Raw genomic sequence first — 15,609 nt, 5'->3', positions numbered from 1 at the left:
TTTCATTGTTCAGGATACTTGCGCCGACCGCGATGAGCGGCCGGCGGCGTTGACTCAGACGCCGAGCGCCTGCTTCAGCTGCTCGAGCGCTGCCGGGTCTTCGATCGTCGTCAGATCGCCGGGATCGCGACCTTCGGCGAGCGCCTGGATAGAACGACGCAGCAGCTTGCCGGAACGCGTCTTCGGCAGTACGGTCACGAAGTGCACGCGACTCGGCCGGGCGATGGCGCCGAGGCTTTCGTCGACCTTCTTGAAGACTTCCTTCTCCAGCGCCAGACGCTGCTCGGCCGTGGCGACGCGGCTGGCGTCCTTGACCACCGCGAAAGCCATCGGCATCTGCCCCTTGAGCGGGTCGGCAACACCGACCACCGCCACTTCGGCGATCGCCGAGTGCCCCTGCACCGCCTCCTCGATCTCGCGCGTGCCAAGGCGATGGCCGGCAACGTTGATCACGTCGTCGGTACGGCCGAGGATGAAGTGATAGCCCTCATCGTCACGGATGCCCCAGTCGAAGGACGAATACACCAGCGGCTCGCGGAACAGCGAGAAGTAGGTCGATACGAAGCGATCATCGTCACCCCACACCGTCGACAGGCAACCTGGCGGCAGCGGCGGAACGATGCCGACGATGCCCTTTTCGTTGGCGTCGCACTCGGAGCCGTCCTCGCGGAAGATCTTCAGGTTGTAGCCATAGACCGGGAAGCTCGGCGTGCCGTACTTGATCTTGGTCTGCTCGACGCCGGGCATGGCAGCCAGGATCGGCCAGCCGGTTTCGGTCTGCCAGTAGTTGTCGATCACCGGTAGGTTCAGTTCGCCCATGATCCACTCGTGCGTCGGCTGGTCGAGCGGCTCGCCGGCGAGGAACAGGTGCTTGAGCGAGGACAGGTCGTACTTGTGCATGAACGCCGGGTCCTGCTTCTTCAGCACGCGCGCAGCAGTCGGCGCCGAGAACATGACGTTGACCTTGTAGTCCTCGACGATTTTCCACCAGATGCCGGCGTCCGGGCGCAGCGGCGTGCCTTCGTACATGATCGTCGTCATGCCGGCGATCAGCGGCGCGTAGATGATGTACGAGTGGCCGACGACCCAGCCGATGTCGGAGGTCGAGAACATCGTCTCGCCCTCGCCACCGCAGTAGATGTGCTTCATCGTCGACGCCAGTGCGACGCAGTAGCCGCCGGTGTCGCGCTGCACGCCCTTCGGCTTGCCGGTGGTACCCGAGGTGTACAGGATGTACGACGGCTCGGACGATTCGAGCCAGGTCACCGGCACTTCGGCGTCGAGGAACTGCTGACGCAGCGTCGCGTAGTCGACGTCGCGGCCCTCGACGCGATTGAACGCCGGATCGAGGCCACGGTTGACCATCAGCACGTGCGCCGGCCTGTGCCCGGCGAGATTGATCGCTTCGTCGAGCAGATGCTTGTAGGGAACCGCCTTGCCGCCGCGCATGCCGGCGTCGGACGAAACGATCAGCTTCGGCGTCGCATCGTCAATGCGGGTTGCCAGCGAACCGGAAGCGAAGCCACCGAACACCACCGAGTGGATCGCGCCGATACGCGCACAGGCGAGCATGGCGAACGCCGCTTCGGCGATCATCGGCATGTAGATGAGAACGCGGTCACCACGGCCAACGCCGAGACTCTGCATGATCGCCGCCGTGCGCTCGACTTCGCGCTTCAACTCGGCGTAGGAATAGCTCTTCTCTTCGTTGGTCTCGGTCGAGATATAGACCAGCGCGCGCGCGTCGGGACGCTTGGCAGCGTGCCGGTCAACCGCGTTGAAACAGAGATTGGTACGACCGCCGACAAACCACTTGGCGAAAGGCGGACGCGAGAAATCGAGCGTCTTTTCGTAGGGCGTCTCCCAGTCGATCAGCTTGGCCTGCTCGGCCCAGAAAACGTCGGGCTGATCGATGGACTGTCGGTGAAACTCCTTGATCGTGCTCATGAAACTCCTTTTGCAATGGATGATGTGCCTGCTCGTACAGGCTTATTCCGCCGGATGCGTGCGCACTCCGGTCGGGTTTTCATGGCTTTCCGCCGGCCGGCGGCCAGCAGAAGTTTCGTTCCCTTTCCAGCAGGCGCAGCAAGGGCGTGATCTGTTCGCCGAGCGTGTCGAGGTGCGGGATCACCGCCTGCTCGTGGCCTGCCTTGATGAGATCGATCGCGTGCGCCAGCTTGGGGACGACCAGGTCGGCCTCCGATCTAGCCTGACACGCAATGACGCGATTGCCGCCCGACTGCTGGGCAGCTTTCAGCCGGGCGCCCGCAAGTTCGAGCAAGGCGCCAGCCGAGGTAACCGTGTCGACGGGGCTGTTGGCCACGCCGACACTGATGGAAAGATTGAGCCGCTGTCCGTGCGCGGTGATGTTGGCGACCTCGATCGCCTCACGCAAACGGTTGGCGAAAGATTCGCAGGCGGGGTAAGGCGTACCCGGCGAAACCAGCGCGAACTGACTGCCGGCATAACGGCCCAAGCTGTCCTCCTTGCGCGTCTTGCCGGCGAGCATGCGGATGAAGCGCAGCTCAAGCTGGCGCACCATGTCCTCGCCTTGTTCCTCCAGCAAGGATGCGACGCGGTCAAAAGCGACGACCATCACACTCAGCCGGCTGTCGTGCCGCATCGCCAGCGACAGCGCCTGCGCCGCCTGCAACTCGATGTACTTGCGCGTAAACAGGCCGGTTTCTTCTTCCTGCACCTGCAGCGCGCGATTTTCCTTGAGCAGATGCTGCGCCTGCGACAAGCGCACCAGGGAGTCGATGCGTGCCAGCAGTTCAGCCCCGCCGACGCCCTTGCCGATGAAATCGGTGGCGCCGAGCGCCTTGGCATGTTCCAGCGCGTTTTCGTCTTCGTCGCCGGACAGCATCAGCACCGGCAGGTCGCGCAAGCGCGCCAGCTTCGATTCGCGAATGCGCTTGAGCAAACCATAGCCATCGAGCACCGGCATTGAAATATCGGTGATCAGCAGATGGATCGAATGGTCGAGAACGAGCGCCTGCCAGCCGGCTTCGCCGTTGGCCTCCTCGCGAAAATCGTAACGGTCGCGGATACGCTTGATCAAAGTCGCCCGGACGATGCGCGAGTCATCAACGATCAGCACGCGCGGCAGCGGCGTATCAATCTCCGGCAGACTCATCGCAACAATACCATCATGACTCGATCGTTCCTGGTCGCGACAAGCGCGCCTGTCGCGCCGATGGGTTTGCTGCGAAAATGCGTAACAGGCTGCCGGAAACGCTCGGCGAACCGACAGCAATGCGCCAAGCCCCCGCCCGCGAAGGCGGCACAGGACTGCAACTCCGTACGTCGACCTGACCATTCCTGAAGGGACTCATGCCCGCTCCTTGCAACCGCGACGCTGCCCCACTGCCGATGAAGGTCGTGATCGCGCCGAAATTCAGCAGCGTCAGACCTTTTTCATAATTACGTTTAAGTATAAATGAAAGCCTCACCAAATTGGCGCAAGGGGATGGCGAACTGCCCGGTTTGCCCGCGGCACGAGCTTGCGGCGATCTGCACCACCCGACCACAAAACACCGCACACTGTTTAATTCTCGTACTATCATTTATATTCAAGTTGTTAACTCATTTTTCTAAAGCGGTTTGTTGCTATAACCACGACAGCGGTGTTTACATGCATAGGGTTTTCAACTAAATTCCGGACCCATGTCTGTCCAACGCCTGCTCTCCGCCCTCCTGCTCGCCAGCCTGCTCGCCACCTCGGCGATCGCCGCGCCAACGGAACAACCAAAGGCGGCAGACGAAATGTCGCTGTTCGAGCGCTACACCAATAGCGCGCAAGATCTGATCCTCAAAGGCCTTGAACTCGTCGGCATCAACTATCGCCGCGGCGGCACCAATCCTGATACCGGTCTCGACTGCAGCGGCTTCGTCCAGCTGGTCTATCGCGAAGCCGTCGGCCTCGTGCTGCCGCGTACTGCGCGCGAGCAAAGCCAGGTCGGCGACGTCGTCGACAAGAACGAACTGAAGCCCGGCGACCTCGTCTTCTTCAACACCATGCGCCGCGCCTTCTCGCACGTCGGCATCTATCTCGGCGACAACCGCTTCCTGCACGCGCCGCGCACCGGCGCCGAAGTTCGCGTCGAGGACATGCGCCAGAGTTACTGGGTAAAGCGCTTTGACGGTGGCAGGCGCGTGGTCGAGCGCTGAGCCCGCTCAGCCCCCAGGAAAACGACGCCGCGGCGTCTTTTTTTTTCGCCTCTTGGCAAGGCGACGGCTGCCGGTTATGATGACTCTGAAACGCGACTCATTCTCATCACTAGGAGCCAATATGAGCCACTCCCTGCGCCCTCGCCTGTCCATGCTGATGCTGCTCGCCGCCATCTCGGGCGGAGCCGCTGCTGCCGGCGACCCTGCCACGCTCAATCTCTACTCAGCACGCCATTATCAGACTGACGAAGCGCTTTACTCCGAGTTCACCCGCCAAACGGGAATCCGCATCAACCGCATCGAGGGCAAGGAAGACGAACTGCTCGAACGCATCCGCAACGAAGGTCGCAACAGCCCCGCCGACGTGCTGATCACCGTCGATGCCGCGCGCCTGTCCACCGCCGACGAAATGGGACTCTTCCAGCCGATTGCCTCGAAGAAACTGGAAGCGAAGATTCCGGCACACTTGCGCACCGACGACTGGATCGCCTTCTCGACGCGCGCGCGCGTCATCGTCTATGCCAAGGATTCCGTCCAGGCCAGCGATGTCGCCAACTACGCCGATCTCGCGCAGCCAAAATTGAAGGGCAAGGTCTGTTCGCGCTCGGGATCGCATCCGTACAACCTGTCGCTGATGGCGTCGATCATTGCCCATGAAGGTGAAGCGAAGGCCGAATCCTGGGCGCGCGGCGTCGTCGCCAACTTCGCGCGGCCGCCGCGCGGCGGCGATACCGACCAGATCAAGGCCGTTGCCGCTGGCGAGTGCGGCGTCGCCGTCGCCAACACGTATTACCTGGCCCGCCTGATGCGCTCGGACAAAGCAGAGGACCGCGCCATCATGGAAAAGATCGGCGTCGTCTGGCCCGATCAGAAAGGAGCCGGCACGCACATCAACATTTCCGGTGCGGGCATCCTGAAATACGCCCCGCATCGTGAGTCGGCTGAACGCTTCCTTGAGTATCTTGCCAGCGACAGTGCCCAGCGCTATTTCGCCGACGGCAACAACGAATGGCCGGCCGTCACCGGCGCGCGCATCGACAATCCGGCACTCGCCGCGCTGGGGCCATTCAAGGCTGACACGCTGCCGGTCAAATCGCTGGCGATGTACCGCGCCAAGGCGCAGATGATCTTCGATCGCGTCGGTTATCGCTGAACGCTCCCGACGACCGCCTTCGGCGTTTTTCCCGACACGCCCGTCCCGCGCCCGCGGAGCGGGCGTTTTTGTTGTGCAGTGTCAGCGGCGCCCTTGCGCGATCTGCCGCGACAACACGAATAGCGGCAGCAGGCCGACACCGACGATCGCCAGCGCTGCCGTCGACGCCTCGGCCAGACGCTCGTCGGCAGCGAGCATGTAGGTCTGCGTCGCTAGCGTGTCGAAATTGAACGGACGCATCACCAGCGTTGCCGGCAGTTCCTTCATCACATCGACAAAGACCAGCAGGCCGGCGGTGAGCAGACTGCCACGCAGCAGTGGCAGGTGCACCCGGCGCAGCGTCGCGCCACGGCCAAGACCGAGACTGCGCGCCGCATCGTCCATGCTCGGACGGATGCGCGCCAGGCCGGCCCCGATCGTCTGCAAGGCAATGCCTAGGAAGCGCACGAGATACGCGTAGATCAGCGCGGCTACGCCACCGGTGAGCAAGAGCCCCGGATTGACGCCGGAAAAGGCCTCCCACTGCTCACCGAGCCAGTGATCGAGACGTGTCACCGGGATCAGCACGCCGACGGCAATCACCGCACCGGGAACCGCGTAGCCAAGACCGGCAATGCGCACGGCGGCGCGCGCCGCCCAGCCACCCCCGAGGCGCTCGCCATACGCCAGCAAGAGCGCAATGAAAACGCCGAGCAAGGCGGTAAGCCCGGACAGCATGAAACTGTTCTGCGCCAGCGTAAGAAAGCGCGTGCCAAACTGCGCATCGCCCTCAAGCAGCGCCAGGCGCAGCAGGAGCAGCGCCGGCAGCAGGAATCCGGCGAACAGCGGCAGACAGCAGGCGATGATCGCGGCGACCGCGCGCAGGCCCGTCAGTCGGCGGCCGACGGCCGCCGGCCGACGGGCCGCGGCCTCGGAAAATCGCGCCCGGCCGCGCGCCAAGCGTTCCAGCGCCAGCAGCAGGACAACAAAACCGAGCAGCGTCGCCGCCAGCTGTGCCGCCGCCAGACGGTCGCCGAGCGAAAACCAGGCGCGATAGATGCCGGTGGTGAAAGTCGGCACGCCGAAATAAGCGACCGTCCCGTAGTCGGCGAGCGTTTCCATCAGCGCCAGCGTTGCACCGGCGACAACTGCCGGCCGCGCCAGTGGCAACGACACGCGCACAAAAGCCCGCCATGGCCCCAACCCCAGCGTCCGTGCCGCCTCCAGCAGGGTACCGCCACGTTCGAGAAAGGCAGTTCGTGCCAGCAGATAGACGTAGGGATAAAGCACCGCGATGAACATCAGCGCCGCGCCGCCCAGGCTGCGCACCTCGGGAAACCAGTAGTCACCATAACGCCAGCCGAAGGCCTCGCGTAGCGCGCCCTGCAGCGGCCCGGCGAACTGCAGCACGTCGGTGTACACATAGGCCAGCACGTAAGCGGGCGCCGCCAGCGGCAGCACCAATGCCCATTCGAAGAAGCGGCGCCCGGGAAAATCGAGGACCGTCGTCAACCAGGCGGCGCCGACGCCGAGCAGGATGCAGCCGCCGCCGACATACAGGCAGAGCAGCAGCGTATTGACGACCGTTTCCGGCAGGATCGTCGCCGCCAGATGCGCAATCGTCGCGCCGCCGCCGCTGGCAAACAGATTGGCGAGCACACTCCCCACCGGCAAGGCGATGAGTGCGGCGACAAGGCCAAAGGCAAGCGAAAGGGGCGAAATATTCTTCATGAGAACGTTTTGCAATTATAGGTGAGCCTGCGGCTGCGCCGGAGACGTCGATCAGCGATAATTCACGAATTACTGCCAGCACCGCGAGCGCCGATGCCGCACCTCGAACTTGATCACGTCAGCCAGCGTTATGGCCGCAACACCGTCGTCAACGGCGTAAGCCTTGCCGTTGAAGCCGGCAGCATCGCCTGTCTGCTAGGCCCTTCCGGTTGCGGCAAGACCACGCTGCTGCGCTGCATCGCCGGCTTCGAACCGCTGCTCGGTGGCGAAATCCGCATCGCCGGCGCGGTGGTCAGCCGCCCCGGCTTCTCGCTGCCGCCGGAAAAGCGGCGCATCGGCATGGTCTTTCAGGATTACGCGCTGTTTCCGCACCTCACAGCCGTCGGCAACATCGCTTTCGGCCTCGATGCCTTGCCGCGCGGCGAACGCCAGGCGCGCGTCGAGGAGTTGCTCGCCATCGTCGGCCTTGCCGGCCAGGGCAGCCGCTATCCGCACGAACTCTCCGGCGGGCAGCAGCAACGCGTGGCGCTGGCACGCGCACTGGCGCCGCAACCGCAACTGCTGCTGCTCGACGAACCCTTCTCCAACCTCGACGTCGAACTGCGCGAACGCCTCTCGCTCGAAGTCCGCGACATCCTCAAGCGCCTTGCAATCACTGCCGTACTGGTCACCCACGACCAGAACGAGGCCTTCGCCATCGCCGACGAGATCGGTGTCGTGCACGGCGGCCAGCTGCAGCAGTGGGACACCCCGTACAAGCTGTACCATCGGCCGGCTGGGCGCTTCGTCGCCGATTTTGTCGGCAAGGGCGTTTTTCTGCCGGGCGTCGCGCTTGACGGGCGGCAGGTGCAGATCGAGCTCGGCATCCTCGAATCAGAACTGCCGCTGGGCTGCCGTTCCGGTTGCGCCGGCTGCGCGCAGAACTGCCATCTCGATGTCCTGCTGCGGCCAGACGACATCGTGCATGACGACGCCAGTGCGCTGCGCGCCGAGGTGACGAACAAGGCATTCCGCGGCGCCGACATCCTGTACACGCTGCGCCTGCCCAGTGGCGCCGAACTGCTGTCGCTGGTTCCTTCGCACCATAACCATGCGCTCGGCGAATTGATCGGCATCCGTCTCGATGTCGACCACGTCGTTGCTTTTCCAAGCGAGCAGACTGGCGCGACCGTTCCCGAGGCGGCCAGCCGCGTCAAAGCCGCATGATTCCCTGGCTGATCGGCGATACGGGTTTTCCAGCCCCCGATCGCGCGCTGCGTGAGCCAAACGGACTACTCTGTGCCGGTGGCGACCTCTCGCCGCAACGCCTGCTCGCCGCCTACCGCGAGGGGATATTTCCGTGGTTCTCGGCCGACGACCCGATCCTGTGGTGGAGTCCGGACCCGCGCATGGTGCTTTTTCCGGACGAATTCCGCATTTCGCGCTCGCTGCGCCGGACGCTGCGCAGCGGCCGCTTCGAGGTACGCCTCGACACGGCTTTCGCCGCAGTGATCGGCGCTTGCGCCGAAACGCCGCGTCGGGGCCAGCACGGCACCTGGATCACGCAAGCCATGCAGGATGCCTATCTGCGCCTGTTCGAACTCGGCTTCGCGCATTCGGTCGAAACGTGGAATGATGGACGGCTGGTCGGCGGTCTCTACGGCATTGCCATCGGCGGAATGTTCTATGGCGAATCGATGTTTTCGCGCGCAAGCGACGCTTCAAAAGTCGCGGCCGCCCATCTCGCCCGGCATCTTGTCGCAGAGGGTTTCGGCATGATCGACTGTCAGATGAACACACCACACCTTGCCTCGCTAGGGGCGCGCGAGATTTCGCGCACCGATTTTCTCGCCCGCCTGCACGCGCTCACGGCGAGCGGCCCCTCCCCTTGCCGCTGGCCTGCGCACGCCGCCGGCCTGCCCTGGAGCGCAGATGTCGCATCTTGACGACGGCGGACTGCCCTTCTCGCTGTTGCAGTTCTACGCGACGGCGCCTTACGCCTGCAGCTACCTGTCCGCCGAGAAGGCGCGCTCGCAAGTCGCGACGCCGACGCATCTGATCAACACCGAGGTCTATGGCGAACTGGTACGCGCCGGTTTTCGTCGCAGCGGTGTGTTCACCTACCGCCCACTGTGCGACGAGTGCCATGCCTGCGTCCCCGTACGCATCCCGACCGAACGCTTCCGGCCTGATCGCGCGCAACGGCGCAGTCTGAAGGCGCACGCCGGTCTGGTCGCGCGCGAAGTGCCGCTTGCCTTCGACCCGGCGCACTACGCTCTCTACCAGCGCTACCAGGCAGCGCGCCACGCCGGTGGCGGCATGGACCACGACAACCGCGAGCAGTACGCGCATTTCCTCCTGCAAAGCCGCGTCGACACGCGCCTCGTCACCTTCTCGGAAGGCGATGTGCTGCGCATGGTCAGCATCGTTGACGTGCTCAGTGACGGACTGTCGTCGGTCTATACCTTCTTCGACCCTGACGTCCGCGGCGCCAGTTTCGGCGTGTACAACGTTCTCTGGCAGATCGAACGCTGCGTGGCCAACAGTCTGCCGCACCTCTATCTCGGCTACTGGATAGGCGCCAGCCGCAAGATGTCGTACAAGTCGCGCTTCCGGCCGATCGAGGGCCTGTTTGACGGGCAGTGGCGCGAGCTTCCGGCTGACGACAGCGACTGCTGAGGCGCCATGTTTCACTTGGCGAGCTAGCAAGCAGAAGAAAAACGGCCATCCGCCAACAGGACCAGCGACGGTCGATGAGAAAGCCCTTGGCGGCTGCAGGCGGCGATACGGTAAAATCCGCCGATGCTCTATCCGCTCATTCGTCAGTTCTTTTTCTCGATCGACGCCGAGACTGCCCACGGCATCGGCATGTCCGGCCTCGATTTCGCGCACTCGGCGGGGATTTCCTGCCTGCTCTCGGGCAAGGTTCCCGGCTGCCCGGCCGAGGTCATGGGCCTGCGCTTTCCCAATCGGGTCGGCCTCGCCGCCGGGCTCGACAAGAACGGCGACCACATCGACGCGCTCGCCGCACTGGGCTTCGGCTTCATCGAAGTCGGCACGGTGACGCCGCGGCCGCAACCGGGTAATCCGAAGCCACGTCTGTTCCGCATTCCCGAGCGCCAGGCGATCGTCAACCGCATGGGGTTCAACAACGAAGGCGTCGACACCCTGCTCGCCAATGTTGCTGCGGCGCAGTTTTCGAGGCGCGGCGGCATTCTCGGCATCAATATCGGCAAGAATTTCGACACGCCGATCGACAAGGCCGCCGACGACTACCTGATCTGTCTCGACAAGGTGTACGACGCGGCCAGCTATATCGCCGTCAACATCTCCAGCCCGAACACCAAGAACCTGCGCGACCTGCAGCGCGACGACGCACTCGACGACCTGCTTGGCCGCCTGAAGGCGGCGCAGGCCGATCTCGCGCAGCGCCGTGGCCGCTACGTGCCGATGGCGCTGAAGATCGCCCCCGACCTCGACGACACACAGATCGCCGCCATCGCCGACCTGCTGCGCCGGCACCGCATGGACGGCGTCATCGCCACCAATACGACGCTGTCGCGCGCCGGCGTCGAAGGGCTGAACAATGCCGAGCAGGCCGGTGGCCTTTCCGGCGCGCCGCTGCTCGCCGCCTCGACCGCAGTCATCGGCAAGCTGGCGACGGCGCTCGCCGGCGAAGTGCCGATCATCGGTGTCGGCGGCATCATGAACGGTGCCGACGCCGCCGCAAAGATCGCCGCCGGCGCCAGCCTGGTGCAGTTCTATTCCGGTTTCATCTATCGCGGCCCGCAACTGATCGGCGAAGCGGCGCGCGCCATCGCTGCCGCGAATGCTGCAAAGGGCGATTGATCGCGGCAAATTGGCAGCAGATCGCGGCCAGCAGGAAATCAGTCAGAAAATCATATACATCTACTGGCAGCGTGGTTGAACCGGGGCTTCCCTTAGGGGATAATCGCGCCTCCCCGAAGCCGCCCCCACCATGACCCATTATCTTTTCATCCTCATCGGCGCCGTTCTCGTCAACAACGTCGTCCTGGTGAAGATCCTCGGCCTGTGCCCGTTCATGGGCGTGTCGAAGAAGCTGGAAACAGCCTTCGGCATGGGCGCGGCGACGACTTTCGTGCTCACCGTCGCCACTGGCGCCAGCTACGTCATCGATCACTACCTGCTGCTGCCGTTCGGGCTGGAGTATCTGCGCACGCTATCGTTCATCGTCACTATCGCGGCGATCGTCCAGCTCACCGAAATGGTCATCCAGAAGACCAGCCCGGTGCTGCACCAAGTGCTCGGCATCTACCTGCCGCTGATCACCACCAACTGCGCGGTGCTCGGCGTGCCGCTGCTCAACATCGCCAACAAGCACGATTTCGTCGATTCGCTGCTCTTCGGCGCCGGTAGCGCGCTCGGCTTCTCGCTGGTGCTGGTGCTCTTCGCCGGCATCCGCGAACGCATCGAGGGAGCCGACGTACCGCGCTATTTCAAGGGAACCGCCATCGCCATGGTCACCGCCGGGCTGATGAGCCTCGCGTTCATGGGCTTTGCCGGCCTCGACAAGTACCAGTAATGATTTCCGCAATCCTGATCATGGCGCTCGGCGCCGTCATTCTCGGCGCAGCGCTCGGCTTTGCTGCCGTCAAGTTCCGTGTCGAGGGCGATCCGCTGGTCGAGAAGATCGAGACCATCCTGCCGCAAACGCAGTGTGGACAATGCGGCTATCCGGGCTGCCGCCCTTACGCCGAAGCCATTGCCAAGGGCGAAGCGGACATCAACCGCTGCCCGCCGGGCGGCGCCGACGGCGTGCAGAAACTCGCCGAATTGCTCGGCCGCGAGGCCAAGCCGCTCGACGCCGAGGAAAAGCCCAAGCAGACCGCGCGCATCGACGAGCAGCGCTGCATCGGCTGCACGCTGTGCATCCAGGCCTGCCCGGTCGATGCCATCGTTGGCGCCGCCAAGCAGTTGCATACCGTGGTCGGCAGCCTGTGCACCGGCTGCGAGCTGTGCCTGAAGCCCTGCCCGGTCGAATGCATCAGCATGAAGACCCTCAATCCCGACATCGACACGTGGAAATGGCAGCGACCCGTGATCACCTTGCGGCAAGTGTCATGATCCAGCTGTTCAAGTTCCGCGGCGGCGTCAAGCCGGCATCGCACAAGACCGAATCGTCCTCGGCCGCAATCCGTCCGGCGCCGCTGCCGATGCACCTGTACCTCCCGCTGCGCCTGTCGGCGCGCACGCTGGCGCAGCCCTGTGTCGCCGTCGGCGACAGCGTGCTCAAGGGCCAGCGCATCGCCAGCGCCGACGGCATGATGGGAACGGCGATCCATGCGCCGACCTCGGGTGTCGTACGCGCCATCGACGACGGCCCCTATCCGCATCCTTCCGCGCTGCCGGTGCCACGCATCATCATCGAAACCGATGGCGCAGAGCGCTGGTGCGAACTGCGGCCGCTCGACCGCGCACAGGCGACGCCCGACCAGATTCGCCAGCATCTGCGCAATAGCGGCATCGTCGGCCTCGGCGGCGCCGGCTTCCCGAGCCACGTCAAGCTATCGCCGGGGGTGGCGAGAATCGAGACGCTGGTCATCAACGGCGCCGAATGCGAGCCGTGGATCACCTGCGACGACCGCCTGATGCGCGAGCGCGCGCCGGCCATCATCGCCGGCGCGCAGGTGCTGCGCGACGTCCTCGGCGCCAGCCGCGTGCTCGTCGGCATCGAGGACAACAAGCCGGAAGCCGTCGCCGCGATGCAGCAGGCGGCGAGCGACGCGGCCGACGCCAGCATCAGCGTTATCGCCGTGCCGACGCGCTACCCGGCCGGTGGCGAGAAGCAGCTGATCCGCGTGCTCACCGGTATCGAGATCCCCTTCGGCAAGCTCGGCTTCCATTTCGGCGTGCAGTGCTTCAACGTCGGCACTGCGTATGCCGTGCATCGCGCCGTCGCTTTCGGCGAGCCGATGATCTCGCGCGTCGTCACGCTCACCGGCAACGTCGAGCAGACCGGCAACTGGGAAACGCTGGTCGGCACGCCGATCGAGGAGTTCATCAAGCTCGGCCGGCCGAAGGCTGATACCGACCGCTACCTGATGGGCGGGCCGATGATGGGCATCACCCTGCCCAGTGTCGAAGCACCGCTGATCAAGACCTCGAACTGCATCATTGCCAGCTCGCCGGCGCTGTTCCCGCCGGTACCACCGGAAATGCCGTGCATCCGCTGCGGCTCCTGCGCGCGCGCCTGCCCGCATGAACTGCAGCCTTTCGAGCTGTACTGGCACGCACGTGCCAACGATTTCGGTAAGGCGCAGCAGTACCATCTGTTCGACTGCATCGAGTGCGGCTGCTGCAGCTTCGTCTGCCCCTCGCACATTCCGCTGGTGCAGTACTTCCGCTTCGCCAAGGGCGAAATCTGGTCGCGCGAACGCGACAAGAAAGCATCGGAAGCGGCCAAGGCGCGCTTCGAGTTCCGCAACGCGCGCGACGAACGCGAAAAGGCCGAAAAAGCCGAGCGTCTGGCGCGTGCCGCCGCGGCCAAGGCGGCCGAGGCCGCGGCAGCGCCGGCAAAACCGGCTGCCGCAACACCTGCGCCAGCTTCGACGCCGTCGACCGCGGCAGCGCCTGCCGCGACTGCCGGCACGCCGACAAGCACTGACGCCGATGCCGCCCGTCGTGCGACCATCGCCGCCGCCGTCGAGCGCGCCCGTCTGCAACGCGAGGTGGTGGCCGCCAAGGCGGCAGAAGGCGCTGCGGCCAGCGCTGCAACGCCCCCGGCCACCAACCCAGCCATTGACCCGGCCGCCGCCCCGGCAGCCGCGACTGGCGCTCACGAAACCGCTGCTGCGCCCGTGAGCACTGCCGCCAGCGTCGCTGAAACCACGCCGGCCGACGCTGCTCCGGAGTCCCGTTCATGATGCCCATGGCCCCCGCCACTTCGCCCTACCAGCTCGGCAACAACAGCGTCCGCCGCATCATGCTCATGGTGCTGGCCGGCCTGCTGCCGGGCATCGCCGCTTACGCCTGGGTGTTCGGCGCGATCATCCTCGTCCAGCTGGCGATCGCCAGCGTCTTCGCGCTGGCCGGCGAAGCGCTGATGCTCAAGGCGCGCGGCAAGCCGCTCGGCCTCTTCCTCGGCGACGGCAGCGCGCTGGTCACCGCCTGGCTGGTCGTGCTCGCCTTCCCGCCGCTGGCGCCGTGGTGGCTGACCGCGGTCGGCGCACTGTTCGCCATCGTCATCGCCAAGCAGCTTTATGGCGGACTCGGCCAGAACCCGTTCAATCCGGCGATGATCGCCTTCGCCGCGTGCATCGTCGCTTTCCCGGCGCTGATGTCGACATGGCCGCCGGTCGACCTGAAGGCCGGCTTCGGCGTGCAGTTGCAGGCGGTGTTCGGTCTGCTACCGCGCGTCGACGCGATGAACGGCGCGACGCCGCTCGACGCACTGAAGACCGCGCTCAAGCTCAACGAGGGCAACGCCAGCGTGCCGTCGCTGCTGGCCAACGCCGAGGTTTTCGGCCATTTCGCCGGTCGTGGCTGGGAATGGATCACTGCCGGCTATCTGCTCGGCGGCCTCTGGCTGTGGTGGCGCGGCATCATCCGCTGGCAAGCGCCGGCGGCCTTCCTCATCGGCCTGATCGCGATTTCCGGCGGCCTCTGGCTGTGGCAGCCTGACGCTTACGCCAGCCCGCTGTTCCATGTGTTTTCCGGCGGTTCGCTGCTGTGCGCCTTCTTCATCGTCACCGACCCGGTGAGCGGCTGCACGACGCCGCGCGGCCAGCTGATCTTCGGCTTTGCCGCCGGCATCCTCGCCTATCTGATTCGCGTTTTCGGCGGTTATCCTGACGGCGTCGCCTTCGCCGTGCTGTTGCTCAACATCTGCGCGCCGCTGATCGACCGCTATTCGCAACCGGCGATCTTCGGCTTGAAGGGGGCGAAATGAGCGATACGCCCAAGCCAACGAGCGCACCGCTGATGGCCGCGCGCACCGCGGTGATCCTGATCGTCTTCGTCGCCATCTTCACCGGCCTGCTCTCGGCCTCGTATCTCGCCACCAAACCTGCGCTCGAGGCGACGGCGCTGGCCGAGAAGATGAGGTTGATCGACGAGGTGCTGCCCAAGGACGCCTACGACAACGACCTGCTCAAGGATGCCCTGCAAGTGCCGGCGGCGGCCGCGCTCGGTCTCGACGAGCCGTCGACGATCTACCGAGCGCGCCGCGGCGGCGCGGCCACGGCGGCGGTGGTCGAGGCCGTCGCGCCCGACGGTTATTCGGGCAAGATCCGCCTCCTGCTGGCGGTCGGCGTCGACGGCAGCATCTACGGCGTGCGCGTCACCCAGCACCGCGAAACGCCGGGGCTCGGCGACTACATCGAGCCGAAGAAGGACAAGAACAAGGCGCGGCCGTGGATCACCCAGTTCAACGGCCTGTCGCCGACGACGTTCAGCGAGCGCGAGTGGCGGGTCAAGAAGGACGGCGGCCGCTTCGACGCCAACGCCGGGGCGACGGTAACGCCGCGCGCGGTGGTCAAGGCCGTCGGCAAGGCGGCGCGCTGGGTGGCGGAAAACCGCGAGCAGGTGTTCCAGTGACGCGCGCCGGCACCGACGCG

General features: G+C 65.1%; 14 protein-coding genes. 11 read left to right on the top strand and 3 right to left on the bottom strand.

What is annotated here, in order from left to right; all coding sequences use genetic code 11:
• Positions 1–54: 54 nt before the first annotated feature.
• Both GGD90_RS16810 and GGD90_RS16805 read right to left on the bottom strand, forming a co-directional pair.
• Positions 55–1,947: a propionate--CoA ligase gene (locus GGD90_RS16810; protein WP_153117911.1), complete on the bottom strand. Its 1,893-nt coding sequence runs from the start codon at positions 1,945–1,947 to the stop codon at positions 55–57.
• Positions 1,948–2,026: 79 nt separating this feature from the next.
• The gene (locus GGD90_RS16805) at positions 2,027–3,136 is read right to left on the bottom strand and encodes a GGDEF domain-containing response regulator (protein ID WP_184415271.1); all 1,110 of its coding nucleotides are present in this window, start codon (positions 3,134–3,136) and stop codon (positions 2,027–2,029) included.
• Between the two features lie 530 nt (positions 3,137–3,666).
• On the opposite strand from GGD90_RS16805, the gene GGD90_RS16800 reads away from it, so the two are divergent.
• Together GGD90_RS16800 and GGD90_RS16795 are read left to right on the top strand one after the other, a co-directional pair.
• Positions 3,667–4,170 (top strand): C40 family peptidase, encoded by a 504-nt coding sequence (locus GGD90_RS16800; protein ID WP_153117916.1) that lies wholly within the window; start codon positions 3,667–3,669, stop codon positions 4,168–4,170.
• A gap of 151 nt (positions 4,171–4,321) precedes the next feature.
• Entirely contained in the window at positions 4,322–5,323 is a 1,002-nt protein-coding gene (locus tag GGD90_RS16795; RefSeq protein ID WP_153117989.1) for a Fe(3+) ABC transporter substrate-binding protein, read from the top strand.
• A gap of 81 nt (positions 5,324–5,404) precedes the next feature.
• Here the strand turns inward: GGD90_RS16795 and GGD90_RS16790 are convergent, their stop codons facing one another.
• A complete protein-coding gene (locus GGD90_RS16790; RefSeq protein ID WP_153117918.1) occupies positions 5,405–7,033 on the bottom strand; it encodes an ABC transporter permease in 1,629 nt (542 codons plus the stop codon).
• Positions 7,034–7,126: 93 nt separating this feature from the next.
• Between GGD90_RS16790 and GGD90_RS16785 the strand changes: the two genes are divergently transcribed.
• The 9 genes from GGD90_RS16785 to rsxG all read left to right on the top strand — a co-directional run bounded on the left by GGD90_RS16785 (position 7,127) and on the right by rsxG (position 15,589).
• Positions 7,127–8,239 carry an ABC transporter ATP-binding protein gene (locus GGD90_RS16785; protein WP_153117920.1) on the top strand — a complete coding sequence of 371 codons (1,113 nt, stop codon included), beginning with the start codon at positions 7,127–7,129 and terminating at the stop codon, positions 8,237–8,239.
• The gene (gene aat, locus GGD90_RS16780) at positions 8,236–8,958 is read left to right on the top strand and encodes a leucyl/phenylalanyl-tRNA--protein transferase (RefSeq protein ID WP_153117922.1); all 723 of its coding nucleotides are present in this window, start codon (positions 8,236–8,238) and stop codon (positions 8,956–8,958) included. Before GGD90_RS16785 ends, aat begins: the two co-directional genes overlap by 4 nt.
• A complete protein-coding gene (locus GGD90_RS16775; RefSeq protein ID WP_153117924.1) occupies positions 8,945–9,691 on the top strand; it encodes an arginyltransferase in 747 nt (248 codons plus the stop codon). The genes aat and GGD90_RS16775 overlap by 14 nt, the downstream gene beginning before the upstream one ends.
• A 123-nt stretch (positions 9,692–9,814) precedes the next feature.
• Positions 9,815–10,861, top strand: a complete 1,047-nt coding sequence (locus tag GGD90_RS16770; protein ID WP_153117926.1) for a quinone-dependent dihydroorotate dehydrogenase — start codon at positions 9,815–9,817, stop codon at positions 10,859–10,861.
• Between the two features lie 130 nt (positions 10,862–10,991).
• Positions 10,992–11,576 carry an electron transport complex subunit RsxA gene (gene rsxA / locus GGD90_RS16765; RefSeq protein ID WP_153117928.1) on the top strand — a complete coding sequence of 195 codons (585 nt, stop codon included), beginning with the start codon at positions 10,992–10,994 and terminating at the stop codon, positions 11,574–11,576.
• Positions 11,576–12,118, top strand: a complete 543-nt coding sequence (gene rsxB, locus GGD90_RS16760) for an electron transport complex subunit RsxB (protein WP_153117930.1) — start codon at positions 11,576–11,578, stop codon at positions 12,116–12,118. Before rsxA ends, rsxB begins: the two co-directional genes overlap by 1 nt.
• Complete coding sequence (gene rsxC / locus GGD90_RS16755; protein WP_153117932.1) at positions 12,115–13,917, top strand: electron transport complex subunit RsxC; 1,803 nt, start codon at positions 12,115–12,117, stop codon at positions 13,915–13,917. The genes rsxB and rsxC overlap by 4 nt, the downstream gene beginning before the upstream one ends.
• Positions 13,914–14,942, top strand: a complete 1,029-nt coding sequence (locus tag GGD90_RS16750; protein WP_407690642.1) for an RnfABCDGE type electron transport complex subunit D — start codon at positions 13,914–13,916, stop codon at positions 14,940–14,942. The genes rsxC and GGD90_RS16750 overlap by 4 nt, the downstream gene beginning before the upstream one ends.
• Entirely contained in the window at positions 14,939–15,589 is a 651-nt protein-coding gene (gene rsxG / locus GGD90_RS16745; RefSeq protein WP_153117933.1) for an electron transport complex subunit RsxG, read from the top strand. The genes GGD90_RS16750 and rsxG overlap by 4 nt, the downstream gene beginning before the upstream one ends.
• Positions 15,590–15,609: the final 20 nt, after the last annotated feature.

Source organism: Rhodocyclus tenuis, assembly GCF_014197755.1.
In the GTDB taxonomy this organism is placed as follows: Bacteria; Pseudomonadota; Gammaproteobacteria; order Burkholderiales; family Rhodocyclaceae; genus Rhodocyclus; species Rhodocyclus tenuis.
Note: the sequence above shows the minus strand (reverse complement) of the source record. Positions and strands in the feature narration are given on the sequence as shown.